Origin of the sequence: Devosia faecipullorum (assembly GCF_015158295.1) — a bacterium.
Taxonomy (GTDB): Bacteria; Pseudomonadota; Alphaproteobacteria; order Rhizobiales; family Devosiaceae; genus Devosia; species Devosia faecipullorum.
The window spans coordinates 391,781-408,761 of record NZ_JACDXV010000001.1 but is presented as its reverse complement, the minus strand read 5'-3'; the positions used below and the strand labels follow the sequence as shown (position 1 = coordinate 408,761).

Below are 16,981 nucleotides of genomic sequence, written 5' to 3'. Positions count from 1 at the left end.
TGGTCGAGAAAGCCGGCAAAAATGAAAAATGGTACGCCGGGCGGGGTTCGAACCCGCGACCATTCGATTAAAAGTCGAATGCTCTACCACTGAGCTACCGGCGCATGTGTTTCAAGCGCGTCACAGAAATCGGATGCGCAAGGATGCCCTTCGGCTTCGCGGCGGAACATAAACGGAGTTGATCGGCTGTCAACCGCATTAAGTGCTGTGTTCCAGAGTTTGTAACGCTCTGCGGCCACACCCTATGGATTCACGTCCAGCGGGGTGCCGTCATAGGGCATGGGCATGCAGGCGATGGAGACGCGCTCGAAGCGCTGGCACAGCGCGCGGGCCTCGGTGAGTTCGGCAATGGGCCCGACAATGATGCGCTTGTCGTCGCCATTGGCCTCATCGACCAGCAGCGGCGCGAGACCGAACAGCAGGGGGCCGAGCTTGAGGCTCAAATCGGCCCAGAGACCTTGCGCCTGTTCGAAGGGCACGGCGGCGCCAAGCGTGATGCCATAGGCCGCCTGGTCGGGCATGGCGAGCGCTGCGGTCTGGGTTTCGATGGGCGCCGGCAGCGGCTGGGCTTGCATGGACTGGGGCAGGGTGGACTGCCGGATGGAGATGGTTCCGCCATCGACATCGAAGGAGACGGTTTCTTCCGGCAGGATGGAGGCCGTGACATTGGAGCGATCGACCAGCCCGTCCGGCTGCCCCTCGATGATCAGCGGCATGGTGGATTCCAGCGCGCCGACCCGGCGGGTGATGTCGCTGCCGGATTTCTCCTGCAAGGCGAAGCGGCTGAGCAACAATTCGTTCTCGCGCTTGATGCGCACGGTTTCGCCGCGCAGTTCGCCGACTTCCCGGCGCAGCGTCTCGATGGAGGCCCCGGCAATGCGGGGCTGATGCAGGCCGCCGATCAGGCTCTGCGGCACCAGCAACGATACATTGGCGCCGAACACCGCGAGGCCGGCGCTGACAAGCGCAATCATCGCCCAGAGGGTCACGTCCGATTGCCGGAATTGCTCAGATGCTTTAGCCACCGGGAATACCTGTTGCAGCGCCGCGAATCGTCGGGCGCACTGGACATCAGATTGATCTTCTCGTTATCGGTTCGCCAACAGTCCTGTGCCATAAAACTGTGAAAATGCGGCTGGACAAACGGGTGGAACGGAGAAGCCACAGATGACCGAACTGCTTTCCATCATTCTCGCGGCGGGCGAGGGGACGCGGATGCGGTCTGCCATGCCCAAAGTGCTGCATCGTGTCGGCGGCCTGCCCGTGGTCAGCCATGTGATCCGGTCCGCCAAGGCGGCGGGTTCGCGCATTGCGGTGGTTGTCGGCCCCGGCCACGAAGAGGTGGAGGCTGCCGTGACCCGTTTCGAGGCGGACGCCCAGATTTCGAGGCAGATGGAACGGCTGGGCACGGCCCATGCCGTGCAACAGGCGCGCGCCGCTTATGAGGACGCCCCCGGACACGTCCTGGTGCTCTACGCCGACACGCCGCTGGTGACGGGCGCGACCATCGCCGCCATCGTGGATCGGCTCGATGGCGGAGCCGACATGGTGGTGGTCGGCTTCACGCCGGACAATCCGACCGGATATGGCCGCCTGCTTACCAAGAATGGCAGGGTGACGGCCATTCGCGAGCACAAGGATGCCAGCGAGGACGAGCGGCGGATCGGGCTCTGTAATTCCGGCATTATCGGGTTCCGGGGCGAAACCTTGCGGGCGGTCATCGACCGGATCGGCAATTCCAATGCCAAGGGCGAATATTACCTGACCGATGCCGTGGAACTGGCGGCGGGCGACGGCAAGCGCGTGGATTTCATCGAGGCCGATGCCAGCGAATTGGTGGGTGTCGACAATCGCATCAAGCTGGCGGAGGCTGAGGCCACGTTCCAGGCATTCAAGCGGCGCGAGGTCATGGAAGCGGGGGCGACGCTGCGCGACCCTGGTTCCGTGTGGTTTTCCTGGGACACCGAAATCGGCCGGGACGTGACGATCTTTCCCAATGTGGTGTTCGGGCCGGGCGTCAAAGTCGCCGACAATGTGGAAATCCGTGCCTTTTGCGACATCGAGGATACGACCATCGGGGATGGCGCGCGCATCGGGCCCTTCGTGCGCCTGCGCGGCGGCGCCGAATTGGGGCCGGATGTGCATCTGGGCAATTTCGTCGAGGTGAAGAATTCGAAGATCGGCGCCGGCACCAAGGCCGGCCATCTGAGCTATCTCGGCGACGCGGAAATCGGCACGGAGACCAATATCGGGGCGGGCACCATTACCTGCAATTACGATGGCGTGAACAAGGACAAGACACTGATCGGCGACAATGTCTTTATCGGCTCCAACGCCTCGCTCGTCGCGCCGGTGAGCATTGGCGACGGCGCCTATACCGCATCGGGCAGTGTCATTACCCAGGATGTGCCGGCCGATGCGTTGGCGCTCGGGCGGGCGCGACAGGAAAACAAGCTAGGCTATGCGCCCCGGCTGAAAGCGCGCGCGCTGGCAAAAAAGGCGGCCAAGGGGAAATAGGATGTGCGGAATCGTAGGGATTGTCGGCGACGCGCCGGTTGCAAGCCGTCTGGTGGATGCGCTGAAACGCCTTGAATATCGGGGCTATGACAGCGCCGGCGTGGCAACGTTGGAGCGCGGAGCCATTGCGCGGCGGCGGGCCGAGGGCAAGCTGGGCAATCTCGCGACCAAGCTCGGCATGGAGCCATTGGGCGGCAATGTCGGCATCGGCCACACCCGCTGGGCCACCCATGGCGCGCCTACCGAGAACAATGCCCATCCTCACGCCACCGAGCGCGTGGCGCTCGTGCACAACGGCATTATCGAGAATTTCCGCGAACTGCTGGCCGATCTGGCGCAGGACGGCTACCTGCCCAAGACCGAGACGGATACCGAATCGGTGGCGCTCTGGGTGTCGCGCGAACTGGACCGGGGCGCCGATCCCGAACTGGCCGTGGCGCGGACGCTCAAGGTGCTCAAGGGGGCGTTTGCCCTGGCATTCATGTTCAAGGGCGAAGAAAATCTGCTGATCGCCGCGCGGCATGGCGCGCCGCTGGCGGTGGGCTATGGCGCGACCGAAATGTATCTCGGATCGGACGCCATGGCGCTGGCCCCGTTCACCTCGCGGCTGACCTATCTCGAAGATGGCGACTGGGCGCTGATCACCCCCAAGGGCGTCACCATTCGCGACGGCAAAGACGCGCTGGTGCAGCGCGAGCAGATGGTGTCGCAGGCCTCGGCCCTGATGGTGGACAAGGGCAATCACCGCCATTTCATGGCCAAGGAAATCTACGAGCAGCCGGAAACCATCTCGCATACGCTGAGCCATTATGTGGACATGGGCGCCGAAAAAGTGGCGATCCGCGAGAGCTTGCCCTTTGATTTTTCAAAGCTTTCCCGGCTGACAATGAGCGCCTGCGGCACCGCCTATTATGCCGGGGCGATCGCGAAATACTGGTTCGAGCGCTATGCGCGCCTGCCGGTGGATATCGATGTGGCCAGCGAATTCCGCTATCGCGAGCCGCCGCTGGAAAAGAACGGGCTGTCGCTGTTCATCTCGCAATCGGGCGAGACGGCGGACACGCTGGCAGCCCTGCGCTATTGCGCCGGGCAGGGTCAGCACGTGGCGAGCCTGGTCAACACGCTCGAATCTACCATTGCCCGGGAATCGGGGGTGGTGTTTCCCATACTCTGCGGCCCGGAAATCGGGGTGGCGTCCACCAAGGCGCTGACGGCGCAATTGACCGCTCTGGCCAGCCTCTCCATTGCGGCCGGTCGGGCGCGCGAAATTTTGAGCGCCGAACAGGAAGCGGAACTGGTGCGGGCGCTGACGGCGCTGCCCTCCGCGGTGTCGGCAGCGCTGGCGGCGGAAAGCCAGATCGTCGAGATTTCCAAGCGCCTGTCCCGGGCCAAGGACGTGCTCTATCTGGGGCGCGGACCGATGTTCCCGGTGGCCATGGAAGGCGCGCTAAAGCTCAAGGAAATCAGCTATATCCACGCGGAAGGTTATGCGGCGGGTGAGTTGAAGCACGGCCCCATCGCGCTGGTGGACGAGGCCATGCCGGTGATCGTGGTGGCGCCATCGGACGAGTTGGTGGACAAGACCTTGTCCAACATGCAGGAGGTGGCGGCGCGGGGCGGCAAGATCATCCTGATCACCGATGCCGAAGGCGCCAGGACGGTAGGTCATCGCGTGGCCGACATCATCGAGATCCCGCATGTGCATCCGTTCGTCGCGCCGATCCTGGCGACAATTCCGGTGCAATTGCTCGCCTATCACACCGCAGTGTTCATGGGCACCGATGTGGACCAGCCACGCAATCTCGCCAAGTCGGTGACGGTGGAATAACACGCGACGACGGAGGCGGGGATAATTATGCTGGTCCCCGGCTTTTTTTGCCCGGCCGGGCGAGCAATGCTGCTCTCGGTGACATGGACAACCCGGACGGGCCGGGTGGTGACGATTGGGGGATGAGCTGGAGCCTACCCCGCCCGGATCAGCGGGATCGCCAGGTGTTTTCGGAACAGATACAAGAGGATACGGATATTTTCGCCGTCCTCGCCGGTGAGGCCGGGATTGCGGGCGAAGAGCGCCTTGGCGTCGTCATGGGCGAATTCGAGCAGGTGGCGGTGGACGTCCGGGACCGCAAGGCGATAGCCGGGCATGCCGGATTGGCGGGTGCCGAGGAGGTCGCCCTGACCGCGCAGTTCGAGGTCTTTCTCGGCGATGACGAAACCGTCTTCGGTGGATTTTATCGTTTCCAGACGGGCCTTTGCGGTTTCGCTAAGTGGTTCTTTATACAGCAATAAACAGGCTGAGCGTTGTGAGCCGCGACCGACGCGGCCGCGCAATTGGTGCAATTGGGCGAGGCCGAAACGCTCGGCATGTTCGATGATCATGATGGTGGCATTGGGCACATCGACGCCCACTTCGATGACGGTCGTGGCCACCAAGAGCTTGATTTCATTGGCCTTAAAGCGATCCATCACTGCCTGCTTGGCGGCGGCGGACATGCGGCCATGCACCAGCGCTACGGAATCGCCGAAAGTTTTTTGTAGTTCGGCGAAGCGGTCTTCGGCGTTAACTACCTGCAATGTCTCGCTTTCTTCCACCAGTGGGCAGACCCAATAGGCCTGCGCGCCTTCGGCGAGACGGGCCTGGAGCCGGGTGATGACACGGTCATAATCGTTGATGGAAAGAACAGCGCTATCAATAGGTTGGCGACCGGCAGGCTTTTCGTGGAGCACGCTGACTTCCATGTCGCCGAAATGGGTGAGGACAAGGGTGCGCGGGATCGGCGTGGCGGTCATGACCAGCAGGTCGGTATGGCGGCCCTTGTCGGTCAAGGCGAGGCGCTGGTGGACGCCGAAACGGTGCTGCTCATCCACGACGATCAGTCCCAAGTCCTTGAATTGTATATCGGATTGGAACAGCGCATGGGTGCCTACGGCAGTGGCGATGCTGCCATCGGCAAGGCCGGCGAGGATGGCGCGTCGCTCGCCGGCTGGCATCTTCCCGGTGAGCAGAGCGCAGGTGATCCCGGCGGCGTCACAGAGCGGCTTTATGGTCCTAAAGTGTTGAGAAGCAAGCAATTCTGTCGGGGCCATCAGCGCCGATTGCGCCCCGGATTCGGTCATGGCAGCCATAGCCATAAGGGCGACGACGGTCTTGCCCGAGCCCACGTCCCCCTGAAGTAGCCGCGACATGCGTTCAGGGGCCGAAAGGTCTCCCAGAATGTCATTCAAGGCGTGTTTTTGTCCCTCCGTGAGCGCGAAGGGTAACAGACTGTTTACCTTTCGCGTGGCGCTGCCGTCAAAGCGCCGGGCGATGCCGCGCGCGGTGACCATGGTCGCGCGCACGATCTGCAAAGTGAGCTGACCGGCGAGATATTCGTCATAGGCAAGGCGCTGGCGGGCAGGGGACCAGAGTTCGGCATCGCCGGGCTGTTCGGGCAGATGCACCATGCGCATGGCGTCGGCAAAGGTGGGCCATTTGCGGCTGGCCATGGTTTCGGCATCGATCCATTCGGGAAGATCGGGCAGAGCATCGACGGCATGGCGGACCAGCTTGGCCAGCGCCCTGGACGAGAGGCCGCTGGTGAGCGGATAGACCGGCTCGACCAGCGGCAGGGTGGCGAATTTGTCCGGCTCGACGATGTAGTCGGGATGGGTGATCTGCTTTTCGCCGTTGAAGACGTCGATCTTGCCCGAGACGTAGCGCTCTTCGCCGACCGGCAGGGCCTTTTCCACCCAGCCGCCCTGGGCGCGGAAGAAGACCAGGTTGATGTCGCCGCTCTGGTCATGGGCGAAGACGCGGTGGGGTACATGCGGCTTGCCGCGCGGTGGCGGCTGGTGGCGGTCGATGTGCAGACGAAGGGTGACGACCTGTTGCAGATGCGCCTCGGCAATGCCGACCTGGCGGCGGCGGTCCACGACGCCGGAGGGCATGTGCATCAGCACATCGAGGATGATGGCTTCCTGTCCCTCCGGGGCACCGAAATAGCGGGTCAGCAGCGCAGCCAGTTTGTCACCGACGCCCTTGACGGTGTGCAGCGAGCGAAAGAGCGGTGCGAGGGTTTCGGGACGGGACAAGGCGAATCTCCTCGGGCGAGGGTAGGGAAAGGCGGCGCGGGAATGAAGTGTGCGATTGCCTGTTGGCCTTGCTGTCCGTGCCGCGCCAATAGGAAATAACGAGCAGGTCCGGATCGATGATGCGGAGTGCAGCAGATCAGGCGATGGATGAACATGTATTTCTGTTGCCGGCCTATGCTGGGCGAATGGGTGCAGGGTGGGCGTGTCGGAATAGTGCTTACCCATCGGCTCCACCCCGGCCTACCCCGAAGGGGAGGCAGGGCAGGAGCCGGGTGTGCCAAGCACTTTCGGGTGCCGATCTCCTAGGATCCGGCTAGGGAATATCTGCGGTCGTCGCGCCTCACGAGCGAGGAGGTGCGCTGCAAGGGTGGGGGCTGACAAGTGGGTGCAACCCGCGTAAAGGACACGTCCAAATCGGGAACAAACTGGATCATGGGTGTCAAATGACGGCCGGTGAGGACATTGCTATTCGCCGCAAGCGGCTGCGTTACCGGGCTTGGCACCGGGGCACCAAGGAGATGGACCTCATTCTGGGGCCGTTCGCGGATGCCCATGTCGAGGCCTATGGCACCGAAGAACTCGACAGGCTGGAAAAGCTGATGAACGAGGAAGATCCGCCGCTGCTCACCTGGGTGATGCGACAGGAAGAGCCGCCGGCCCATGTGGACCGGGAATTTCTGGAAATGGTGATCGCCGACCATCAGGCGCGGATGGGCAAATGAACGAGGCAAAGAGCATCACCCCGTCGGTGCGCACCATTTCCAACGTGCCGGATGGGATGCAGCCCGTGGTGCTTGGCCGGATGGTCGAACAGCGGCTGAAGGATGCGCCCGAGGATGCGGCGAGCCTGGTTTTCGTGGCGCGGGACGGGCGGCGCATGCAGCGGCTGGCCGAAGTGCTCGGCGCGATGCTGCCGGGGCACAATATTCTGACGCTGCCGGCCTGGGACTGCCTGCCCTATGACAGGGTTTCGCCCAATAATGTCACCATTGCCGCGCGGATGAATAGTCTGGCAGCGCTGACCAGCGGGACCAAGGGCGCCATCGTGCTGACCGCGGTCAATGCGCTGATCCAGAAATTGCCGCCGCGCGCCATGGTGGAAACCATGTCCTTCTCGGCGGCAGTGGGCCGGGTGGTGGACAGCGACAGGCTGGCGGCCTGGGCGGCGAATAATGGCTATCTGCGGGTGCCGACCGTGCGCGAAAGCGGGGAATTTGCGGTGCGCGGCGGGCTGGTCGATCTGTTCCCGGCCAGCGCCGAGGCGCCGCTGCGCTTCGATTTCTTCGGCAGCCAGCTCGAAACCATCCGCACATTCGATCCCGACAGCCAAAGGACGACGGGCAATCTCAGGAGCATCTCGCTGACGCCGATGAGCGAAGTGGTGCTCAATGAGGAGACCATCCGCCGCTTCCGGCAGAATTACACGGCCGCGTTCGGCGGCAATACCGTCGATGACACGCTCTATGCCTCGGTCAGCGGGGGATCGCGCTATTCGGGCACCGAGCACTGGCTGCCCTTTTTCTACGATCACCTGGACCGGCTGGCCGATTATGTCGGGGACGCGCCCTTCGTATTCGACGACCAGGCCGCCGAAGCCTATGCCGAGCGTGTAGCGCAGGTGCGCGACTATTATGAGGCGCGCGAGGCGGCGCGGCTGGCGCCGCCGGTGGCCGGAGCCGGCGCGCCCTACAAGCCGGTCAAGCCGGAACTGCTCTACGATCTCGATGTGGCGCCGTCAGCGCTGGCCGGGGCCTCGGTGATCCAGCTTTCGCCATTCCTGTCGCCGCAGACTCAGAAGGGCGACGATGCCGGTGGGCATATCGCGCCCAGCTTCGCCGCCGAACGGGTGGCGTCAGACATCAATCTGTTCGAAGCGGTGGTCGAGCGGCTGTTGGCGGAGCGGCGGGCGGGCAGGCGGGCCATTGTCGCCTGCTGGAGCGCGGGCACGCGGGACCGCATGGCGCAGGTGCTCAAGGATCATGGGCTGACCAATCCGCGCCTCGCGGAGAACTGGCGCGACGCCGAAACGACCAGCGCGGCGACCACCTCACTGGTGGTACTGCCGCTGGAGACCGGCTTCGAGACCAAGGATCTGCTGGTTCTCAGCGAACAGGATATTCTGGGCGAACGGATTCTGAGGCCGCAGCGCAAGAAGAAGGCAAGCGACGCGCTGACCGAGGCGGCCTCGCTCAATGCCGGCGATCTGGTCGTGCATGTCGATCACGGTATCGGGCGGTTTATCGGGCTCAAGGTGATCGAGGCGGGCGGCGCGCCGCATGAATGTGTCGAACTGCAATATGCCGGCGACACCAAGCTCTATCTGCCGGTCGAAAATATCGAATTGCTGACTCGCTATGGCTCGGACGATGCCAGCGTCACGCTGGACAAGCTCGGCGGCGTCGCCTGGCAGGCCAAGAAGGGCAAGCTCAAGCAGCGTATCCGCGAAATGGCCGAGCAGCTGATCAAGCTGGCGGCGCAGCGCCTGTTGGTCAAGGCCGATGTGGTGGACCTCAATCCGGGCAGCTACGAGGAATTCGCGGCGCGCTTCCCCTATGAGGAAACCGAGGACCAGCTCACCGCCATCGAGGCGGTGTTCGACGATTTGACCTCCGGCAAGGTCATGGATCGGCTGGTCTGTGGCGATGTCGGCTTCGGCAAGACCGAAGTGGCTCTGCGGGCGGCCTTCGCCGTGGCCCTGTCGGGCAAGCAGGTGGCGGTGGTGGTGCCGACCACGCTTCTGGCGCGGCAGCATTTCAAGACGTTCTCCGAACGGTTCAAGGGATTGCCGGTGCGCGTGCGCCATGCCTCGCGCATGGTGCCGGCGGCCGAACTCAAGGCGACCAAGGACGGGCTAGCCGACGGGCAAGTGGACATCGTGGTGGGCACGCATGCCCTTCTGTCGAAATCCATCAAGTTCAACGATCTGGGCCTGTTGATCATCGACGAGGAACAGCATTTCGGCGTCGGTCACAAGGAACGGCTCAAGGAACTCAAGGCCAATGTGCATGTGCTGACGCTGACGGCGACGCCGATTCCGCGCACGCTGCAACTGGCGCTGACCGGAGTGCGCGACCTGTCGCTGCTGGCGACGCCGCCGGTGGATCGTCTCGCCATCCGCACCTTCATCTCGCCGTTCGATCCGCTCTCGATCCGGGAGGCGCTGCTGCGCGAAAAATATCGCGGAGGGCAGAGTTTTTACGTGGTGCCGCGCATCAAGGACCAGCCCGACATCGCCGAATTCCTGCGCCAGCAGGTGCCGGAAGTCTCGTTCGTTGCCGCCAATGGCCAGATGGCACCGGGCGAACTCGACGACATCATGAACGCCTTTTATGACGGCAAGTTCGACGTGTTGCTGGCCACGACCATCGTGGAATCGGGACTCGATATTCCCAATGCGAATACGCTGATCGTGCATCGGGCCGACAATTTCGGCCTGGCGCAGCTCTATCAGATCAGGGGCCGGATCGGACGGGCCAAGGCGCGCGCCTATGCGCTGTTCACCGTACCGCCCGACCGCAAGCTGACCGATACCGCCGAGCGCAGGCTGGGCGTGCTGCAATCGCTGGAAAGCCTCGGGGCCGGGTTCCAACTGGCCAGCCACGACCTCGATATTCGCGGCGCGGGCAATCTTCTGGGCGACGAGCAATCGGGCCATATCCGCGAAGTGGGCTATGAGCTTTATCAGGCCATGCTGGAAGAGGCCGTGGCCGCGCTCAAATCCGGCGAGGAGGAATACGAGGACCGCAACGAATGGAGCCCCTCCATTTCGCTGGGCATGCCGGTGATGATCCCCGAGCATTACGTGCCGGACCTGCAATTGCGCATGCAGCTTTATCGCAAGCTTGGCGATCTCAACGATATTCGCGACATCGATGCGGCGGGGGCCGAACTGATCGACCGCTTCGGGCCCTTGCCCGAGGAGGTGGAGGCGCTGCTCAAGGTCATCCTGGTCAAATCGCTGTGCCGGCAGGCCAATGTCGAAAAGGTCGATGCCGGCCCCAAGGGCGCGGTGATCACGCTGCGGCGCAATGAATTCCCCAATCCGGTGGGGCTGGTGAAGCTGGTGAGCGATCCGGGCAATCAGGTGCGTATCAAGCCCGATCAGAAACTCGTGTTCGCGCGCAACTGGCCGACGCCGGAGCAGCGGCTCAAGGGAACGGCTGCCATCCTGTCAAAGCTCGCAAAACTGGCGGAAAGTGGCGCATGACGCCGCCGGATCGTCGCGCCGTTTGCGTAATGTTTTGGCAACACCCATCGGTCATGTTATTGCCCGATTTGCGCCCTTGAAGGGCAGTACAGATTTTCGGGTGGCTTGCTGCCGCCGGACCGCCAAGGAAGGCAAGGATATTTCTATGATGTTCAGCAAAAACCTCGTTGCCGGTGCTGCCGCCGTCGCCATGATGCTGGCGCCCGTCTCGGCTTTTGCGCAGGAAACCACGACCGAAGCGCCCGCCGCCGAAGCGGGTGAGCAGGGCGCCGTGGATGCCGTTGCCGCCGCAGTGGACGGCCTGGCCTCGCAGAACTGGCTCAAAGTGTGCGATCCGCTCGAAGACGGGCAAAAGGCCTGCCTGATGCGCCAGGTGGTGCTGGCCAATGGCCAGTTCCTCGGCTCGTTCCTGTTGCGCGACGATCCGGGCCAGGAAAGCCGCCTGCTGGCCGTCGCCGCGGTGCCGCTCGGGGTGCTGCTGCCTTTCGGCCTCTCCTGGCAGATCGACAATGCCAAGCCGGTGCGCGTGCCTTATATGCTGTGCGATCCGGTGTCCTGCTCGGCGCAGCTGGTGATCAACGAGCAATATGTCAATTCGCTCAAGCGCGGCAACACGCTCAAGCTGACGGCCAAGAACCGCCAGAACCAGGATCTCACCATCGAATTCACCCTGGCCGGGTTCACCGCCACCTATGATGGCGACGCCTCGCTGACCTTCGAGCAATTGCAGCAGCAGGAATCGGGCCAGAACGTTCTGGAGCAGGTCTTGCAGGATCGCGCCGAACAGCTGCGCCAGCAATTGTCCGCGGGCGAAACCGCTCCGGCCGAAGGCGAAGCCCCGGCGGAAGCGCCGGCGCAGTAAGTCTGCCAGATATTGGTTTTTGCAACGGGCGCGAGCAATCGCGCCCGTTTTGCTTTTGGCCGGGCCAGTCAATATTGAGCCTGGCCGAAGGTGTTACCAGCGGCCCAAGAGCCCTCGGGTCAAGCCCGAGAGTGACGAATTGTGAAGGGGCCGACCGGCGGGAGGTCTCAGCGTTCGCCCATGCCCAATGCGAATGCTTGTTTGCGGAGGCCGGGCAGGAGCTTGAGGGCCCAGAGACCGCCGGCGCGCATCGTCTGGCTGGGCAGCATGTCGGCGAGGAGCGAGCGGAACAGGGTTTCGACGATCGAGCCGGTGCGGAGGAGGTCGCCGGCGCGCCTTTCGGCATAATCGGCGCTGACGGCGATGCCCCAATCGGGGCGGGTCCGATCCGTGGCGCTGACCGAGGCCACCAGATCGGCGACGTCGCGCAGGCCCAGATTGAGCCCCTGTGCGCCGATCGGCGGGAAGGCGTGGGCCGATTCCCCCACGAGAGCCGCGCCGTCGCGACCAGCCTGGGCAACGCTCAGCACGCTCAGCGGGAAGATGGCGCTGGGCGAGGTGAGGCTGATCGCACCGAACAGGCGCTGGGATTTTTCGCGGAGGGCGGCGAGGAGGGTTTCCGGCCCACCCGCTTGCGCCGCTTTGAGCACGTGTTCCTCATCGATCCAGACCAGATTGGCCTTGCTGCCGCCGGCGGGCACCAGGGTGAAGGGGCCATTGGGATAGTGGAATTCCACCGAGGTGCCGCCGATGGGGCGGCCCAACTCCAGGTCGCAGACCAGAGCGGATTGGGCGAAAGGATGCTCGCGCGTGCCGATGCCCGCCTTGGTGCGGATCAGGGATTTCTTGCCATCCGCGCCCACGACCAGCGGTGCGCGCAGAATTGCGCCATCGCTCAGCGTGACCGCGCCCAGATTGCCCTCGCGCCGATAATCGGTGACGGGGAGATTACGGGTTTCAATGGCGCCCTCGGGCGCGGCTTGCTGAAACCGGGCGAGGAGCGCGGCATTGCCGAAGTTCCAGCCGAAGGCGGGCAGGCCGATTTCGGTGGCGTCGAACAGGGTTTCGGGCGCGCGGATCAGGCGGGGCGTGGCATCGATGATGCGGATGGCGGTGAGGGCGTGGCCGATGGTGGCGGGATCCTCGATCAGCCCGCTGCGGCGGAGAAAGTCCACGCTGGGCATCATCAGCGCCGAAGTGCGCCGGTCAGGCGGGGCAAGGGGCGCGAGGTGAATGATCGTCAGACCCAGCCGCGCCAGGCTGATCGTCGCCGCAAGGCCGGCCAGACCGCCGCCAACCACGATGATGTCGGCGTCCTGCTTCAGGGCATTGCCAGCACCGGGATGGCTTGGGGAGGAGGAGGCATGCATGAAAAATCTCGCTGACCTTTTGGAACCGCAGACTAGCATCGGCCATTGCGGCGATACCAGCGCGTCGGGCGGGCCACCATTCCCCGCGATGACGCAGGCGCTGAAAATCTGTGCGCCCCTCTTCTCCAAGGGAAAGCGTAAATCTAAATTGATCCCTTCAACCGACTCGGCCTCAGGAGCAATCGATGTTTGAGTTTCTAGCAGACCCTGCCGTATGGGCGGCGTTCCTGACCCTGACGGTCATGGAAATCGTACTCGGCATCGACAATATCGTCTTCATCTCCGTCCTCGTATCGCGGCTGCCGCGCGAACAGGCGGAATTTGCTCGCAAGATGGGCATCGGACTGGCGCTGGTGTTCCGCATCGTCCTCTTGCTGTTGATCTCGGTCATCGTGCAACTGGACCAGCCCATCATCACCCTGTTCGGGCAGGGCCTGTCCTGGAAAGACATCATCCTGATCGGCGGCGGCGGGTTCCTGATCTACAAGGCAACCCACGAAATGCATGCGGCCATAGAGGAGCCGCACGAAACCAAGGTGGACAGCAAGGTCGGCGCCACGCTGCAAGCCATTCTGGTGCAGATCGTGGTCATCGACATGGTGTTCTCCATCGATTCGATCATCACTGCGGTGGGCATGGTTCCGGCAACTCTGGATTATCCGGTGCGCGTCGGGGTCATGGTCGCGGCGGTGCTGATCGCGGTCCTGGTGATGTTCGTCGCCTCCGGCCCGATCGCCCGGTTCGTCGCCGCGCATCCCACCACCAAAATTCTCGCCCTGGCCTTCCTGCTGCTGATCGGCACCACGCTGGTGGCCGAAGGTACCGGCTTCCATATCGAAAAGGGCTACATCTATTCGGCCATGGCCTTCTCGGTGCTGGTCGAAGCGGTCAATATCTTCGCCAAGTCGCGCAAGCAGAAGCGGGATGGCAAACCTGCGGGCAAGGCTGAATTCACGCCCTTTACCGGAGATATTGGCGCGGTTTCGAGCGATGCAGCGCTGGCCGTCATGGGCGGAGCAGGTGTCGGGGCGAAGCGGGCCGCAAGCAGCACCGCCGCCGCCTCTGAGCCCAAGCCGCGCACCAAGTCCGGCCCGGCCGCACGGACGCAGGCGCGGCCCAAATCCGCGCCTCGCAAACCAAAGGCTGCGAAATGACCAGGGTTATTGTCGTCAACCAGACCGGTGGACCGGAGGCTCTTGCCAGCGAAGAGCGGTCCATCGGACAGCCGGGGCCAGGCGAGGCGCGCATCCGGCAAACCGCCATTGGACTCAATTTCATCGATACCTACCAGCGCTCCGGGCTTTATCCGGTTCCCTTGCCCTTCGTGGCGGGCAATGAAGCGGCGGGCGTGGTGACGGCCATTGGCGAAGGCGTGACCGAGGTGAAGGTCGGCGACCGGGTCTGCTATCAGGGCACGATCGGCGCCTATGCCGAGGAGCGGCTGATCATGGCCGCCAAGCTGGTGCCCATTCCCGATGGCGTGGACGACAGGATTGCCGCCGCCGCCCTGCTCAAAGGACTGACTGCCTATTATCTCCTGTTCAAGACCTGGCCGATGCAGAAGGGCGAAATTGTGCTCTGGCATGCGGCGGCGGGCGGCACTGGCCTGATCGCTACGCAATGGGCGCGGGCGCTGGGCGCGACTGTCATCGGCACGGCGGGCGGAGCGGAAAAGGTCAAAGTGGCGCTGGAACATGGCTGCCACCACGTCATCGATTATCGGGCCGACGATTTTGCCGCACGGGTGAAGGAGATCACCGGGGGCAGGGGCGTCGATGTGGTTTATGACGGGGTCGGCAAGGCGACTTTTGAAGGCTCGCTCGATTGCCTGCGGCCACGTGGCCTTCTGGCCAGCTTCGGCAATGCCTCGGGCGTGGTCAGCATTCCCGATCTCGGCATCCTGGCGCGCAAGGGCTCGCTTTATGTGACCCGCCCCACCGGGGCGCATTATTTTGCGCGGCGGGACGATTTGCTGGAGGGCGCAAAGGCGCTGTTCGACGCGGTTCTATCCGGCGCGATCAAGGTCGAAATCGGCCGCACCTTTGCCCTCGACGCCGCCGCCGCCGCGCATCGGGCGCTGGAGGGACGGGAAACGACAGGGTCGGTGGTGCTGCTGCCATAGAGGTCGGTCACCGGGCACGGGGCTGAACAGGTCGCCGCCTATCAGCGCCGAGGGTGTTGGCGCGGTGTCCTGCGCGGTTCCGGATTACGTCTTGCGGCCGGGGATTCTTGTTTCGAGCCATTTCTCGATGCGGCCGGGTAAACCGCCACGGCGCAATTGCAGCGAGAACAGATCAGCGACAAGTGTACCAAATTTTGGGGACACTCGGGCGACCTGGAAGCCAGGCCAGCCATCGGCCAGCATGCAGCCCATGGCCACCTGCTCATTGTCCCATTTGCCGCGGGGAAGCCAGATCGTCTCGACCAGTTCGTGAAGCTGGCGCGCGGCCTCGGCGGCACCCCTGCCGGTCGCGTAAAGGTCGCCTCCAGAAACCAGCCTTGTTGAAGTGCCGACAAGTGCATCTGCACTTTTCTCGCGCATGCTCTTGAGGCCTTGATCCGTAATCGACCCGGCGAAAGTGGCGTTTTGCAGCTTGCCCAGATATTCGTGCGATAGCTGGCCTTCGGCCATGTCGGTGCGGAAGAAACGGGACAGGCCGGCATCGATCCACACCATTCTGCAATCTTCACCATACTCCAGTGCCACCCGCTGAAGCATGTCGAATTTGGACATCATAAGCAGCGAATAATTTGGCAAGACAAAGGTCAGGTCTTGGCTGGCAGAGGCGTTCCGAACGCGCTCGACCTTTTCAGTCCAGCGCATTGGATAAAACTGTTCCATAGGAACGGGGAAAATCCGGTCGCCAGGTTTTAGGGCAATTTGGCTTTGATCGATGGCTGGATCGAGAAAAACTTTGAAAGCGATTGGCAAGCGCAGTGTGGCGTTCAGCCAGTCAATATATTGTTCAATCGGGCGGCCAAAGCTGCCTCGGCCCAGATCATAAAGAGCGGTAACGGCTTTTAGATCAGCGTACAAAACCGCTCCTCATTGCGTCCCTGCCACCGAGCTTTTTCGTCAGAATCGCGGCGAAACAATTGCAACACAGGGGCTGGCGGGCAGGGAGGGATTCGAACCCCCGGAAGGCTTGCACCTTCGCCGGTTTTCAAGACCGGAGCAATCAACCGCTCTGCCACCTGCCCGACGCGCTGCCTTTAACGAGAGAAGCGGTTTCTGTCCAGTACGGCGCCGGACGCTCGGGGATTGGAAAAGACCCGACGCTGGTCTATTGGCTCGGAAAGATTTTTAGCGGGAGCCGGAAACATGAGCCGCAAGGAATTCGATGCGTCGCGGATGCGGCGGATGAAACGGGTGGCGGCCCGGCATGGGCTGACCATTCTCACCTCGGAAAAGATCAAGGTTCTGGGCCAGCCCGGCGGGCATGCCTTGCGCGAAGATGCCAGCTTCAACATCGTTTTCGGGGATACACCGAAACCATTCTCGGCGACGCTCGACGAGATCGAAGCCTATATCGATGGGCTGGGCGCGGGCGAAGAGTAAGGCCGGCGGTCGGGGGTGGCAAGGCGGCTTCTTCCCCGGCAATGCCACAATCCCTTATTTAAAACTTAACAGGAATCGCCGCACATTGGTGGCGTAGGCTCGTTCGAAGCAAAAATCTGCTTCGGACTTCTTCTTTGGTCGCGGGGTTTCTGCGGAACCTGGCTCCTACATTCCGCAGCCCGCTTTAGTGTGGAGGCGCGTTCCTCATGTTTACCTTGATCAACGCCGACGCTGAAGACGACGACGCCGAAATCACCGATCCCCAGGAAATCGCGGAATTGTTCGCTGCCATTGCGGCGGTGGCCATCGAGGCCATCGGCGCCGGATCGGCACGCGAATTGTTCGAGGCGGTGATCGAGCAGGAGGGCCGCGACCCCAATTAATTAAGAAGCGCT

Annotated in this window: 13 protein-coding genes, 2 tRNA genes and 1 pseudogene; 10 read left to right on the top strand and 6 right to left on the bottom strand. The window is 63.1% G+C overall.

What is annotated here, in order from left to right:
- Window positions 1-29 precede the first annotated feature (29 nt).
- Window positions 30-104 (bottom strand) — tRNA-Lys (locus tag H0482_RS02000).
- A gap of 138 nt (window positions 105-242) precedes the next feature.
- Entirely contained in the window at window positions 243-1,025 is a 783-nt protein-coding gene (locus H0482_RS16845) for an SPOR domain-containing protein (RefSeq protein ID WP_193728347.1), read from the bottom strand.
- Window positions 1,026-1,167: 142 nt separating this feature from the next.
- Here H0482_RS16845 and glmU point away from each other — a divergent pair, with 142 nt between their 5' ends.
- Window positions 1,168-2,517, top strand: coding sequence for a bifunctional UDP-N-acetylglucosamine diphosphorylase/glucosamine-1-phosphate N-acetyltransferase GlmU (gene glmU, locus H0482_RS01990; protein WP_193728346.1), 1,350 nt, complete (start codon window positions 1,168-1,170; stop codon window positions 2,515-2,517).
- A gap of 1 nt (window position 2,518) precedes the next feature.
- On the top strand, window positions 2,519-4,345 hold the full coding sequence (gene glmS / locus H0482_RS01985; protein WP_193728345.1) for a glutamine--fructose-6-phosphate transaminase (isomerizing): 1,827 nt from the start codon (window positions 2,519-2,521) through the stop codon (window positions 4,343-4,345).
- A 134-nt stretch (window positions 4,346-4,479) separates the two neighbouring features.
- Here glmS and recG read toward each other — a convergent pair whose 3' ends face one another.
- Complete coding sequence (gene recG, locus H0482_RS01980) at window positions 4,480-6,588, bottom strand: ATP-dependent DNA helicase RecG (protein WP_230989414.1); 2,109 nt, start codon at window positions 6,586-6,588, stop codon at window positions 4,480-4,482.
- Between the two features lie 443 nt (window positions 6,589-7,031).
- On the opposite strand from recG, the gene H0482_RS01975 reads away from it, so the two are divergent.
- The 3 genes from H0482_RS01975 to H0482_RS01965 all read left to right on the top strand — a co-directional run bounded on the left by H0482_RS01975 (window position 7,032) and on the right by H0482_RS01965 (window position 11,657).
- Window positions 7,032-7,310, top strand: a complete 279-nt coding sequence (locus H0482_RS01975) for an FAD assembly factor SdhE (protein WP_193728343.1) — start codon at window positions 7,032-7,034, stop codon at window positions 7,308-7,310.
- Entirely contained in the window at window positions 7,307-10,795 is a 3,489-nt protein-coding gene (gene mfd / locus H0482_RS01970; RefSeq protein WP_193728342.1) for a transcription-repair coupling factor, read from the top strand. Before H0482_RS01975 ends, mfd begins: the two co-directional genes overlap by 4 nt.
- A 145-nt stretch (window positions 10,796-10,940) precedes the next feature.
- Entirely contained in the window at window positions 10,941-11,657 is a 717-nt protein-coding gene (locus tag H0482_RS01965) for an invasion associated locus B family protein (protein WP_193728341.1), read from the top strand.
- Between the two features lie 167 nt (window positions 11,658-11,824).
- Here the strand turns inward: H0482_RS01965 and H0482_RS01960 are convergent, their stop codons facing one another.
- Window positions 11,825-13,027 carry an FAD-dependent monooxygenase gene (locus H0482_RS01960; RefSeq protein ID WP_193728340.1) on the bottom strand — a complete coding sequence of 401 codons (1,203 nt, stop codon included), beginning with the start codon at window positions 13,025-13,027 and terminating at the stop codon, window positions 11,825-11,827.
- Here H0482_RS01960 and H0482_RS01955 point away from each other — a divergent pair.
- From H0482_RS01955 to H0482_RS01945, 3 genes and pseudogenes are all read left to right on the top strand, one after another.
- The gene (locus tag H0482_RS01955) at window positions 13,026-13,220 is read left to right on the top strand and encodes a hypothetical protein (RefSeq protein WP_193728339.1); all 195 of its coding nucleotides are present in this window, start codon (window positions 13,026-13,028) and stop codon (window positions 13,218-13,220) included. The two genes, H0482_RS01960 and H0482_RS01955, sit on opposite strands and share 2 nt — an antisense overlap.
- Window positions 13,213-13,953 (top strand): annotated as a pseudogene (locus H0482_RS01950) (TerC family protein); the annotation flags it as partial. The gene H0482_RS01955 and the pseudogene H0482_RS01950, both read left to right, overlap by 8 nt.
- Before the next feature lie 224 nt (window positions 13,954-14,177).
- Window positions 14,178-15,149 (top strand): quinone oxidoreductase family protein, encoded by a 972-nt coding sequence (locus H0482_RS01945; RefSeq protein WP_193728337.1) that lies wholly within the window; start codon window positions 14,178-14,180, stop codon window positions 15,147-15,149.
- A gap of 84 nt (window positions 15,150-15,233) precedes the next feature.
- Here H0482_RS01945 and H0482_RS01940 read toward each other — a convergent pair whose 3' ends face one another.
- Both H0482_RS01940 and H0482_RS01935 read right to left on the bottom strand, forming a co-directional pair.
- The gene (locus tag H0482_RS01940) at window positions 15,234-16,064 is read right to left on the bottom strand and encodes a hypothetical protein (protein WP_193728336.1); all 831 of its coding nucleotides are present in this window, start codon (window positions 16,062-16,064) and stop codon (window positions 15,234-15,236) included.
- 74 nt (window positions 16,065-16,138) lie between these two features.
- Window positions 16,139-16,228, bottom strand: a tRNA-Ser gene (locus H0482_RS01935).
- 121 nt (window positions 16,229-16,349) lie between these two features.
- Between H0482_RS01935 and H0482_RS01930 the strand changes: the two genes are divergently transcribed.
- Window positions 16,350-16,586, top strand: a complete 237-nt coding sequence (locus H0482_RS01930) for a hypothetical protein (protein WP_193728335.1) — start codon at window positions 16,350-16,352, stop codon at window positions 16,584-16,586.
- A gap of 206 nt (window positions 16,587-16,792) precedes the next feature.
- Entirely contained in the window at window positions 16,793-16,969 is a 177-nt protein-coding gene (locus tag H0482_RS01925; protein ID WP_193728334.1) for a hypothetical protein, read from the top strand.
- The last annotated feature ends 12 nt before the right edge of the window (window positions 16,970-16,981 follow it).

Coding starts and splice junctions, on each gene's coding strand:
- H0482_RS01925 (WP_193728334.1), top strand. CDS start 16,793: ATGTTTACCTTGATCAACGCCGACGCTGAAGACGACGACGCCGAAATC.
- H0482_RS01945 (WP_193728337.1), top strand. CDS start 14,178: ATGACCAGGGTTATTGTCGTCAACCAGACCGGTGGACCGGAGGCTCTT.
- glmU (WP_193728346.1), top strand. CDS start 1,168: ATGACCGAACTGCTTTCCATCATTCTCGCGGCGGGCGAGGGGACGCGG.
- mfd (WP_193728342.1), top strand. CDS start 7,307: ATGAACGAGGCAAAGAGCATCACCCCGTCGGTGCGCACCATTTCCAAC.
- H0482_RS01960 (WP_193728340.1), bottom strand. CDS start 13,027: ATGCATGCCTCCTCCTCCCCAAGCCATCCCGGTGCTGGCAATGCCCTG.
- H0482_RS01975 (WP_193728343.1), top strand. CDS start 7,032: ATGACGGCCGGTGAGGACATTGCTATTCGCCGCAAGCGGCTGCGTTAC.
- H0482_RS01965 (WP_193728341.1), top strand. CDS start 10,941: ATGATGTTCAGCAAAAACCTCGTTGCCGGTGCTGCCGCCGTCGCCATG.
- H0482_RS01955 (WP_193728339.1), top strand. CDS start 13,026: ATGAAAAATCTCGCTGACCTTTTGGAACCGCAGACTAGCATCGGCCAT.
- glmS (WP_193728345.1), top strand. CDS start 2,519: ATGTGCGGAATCGTAGGGATTGTCGGCGACGCGCCGGTTGCAAGCCGT.
- H0482_RS01930 (WP_193728335.1), top strand. CDS start 16,350: ATGAGCCGCAAGGAATTCGATGCGTCGCGGATGCGGCGGATGAAACGG.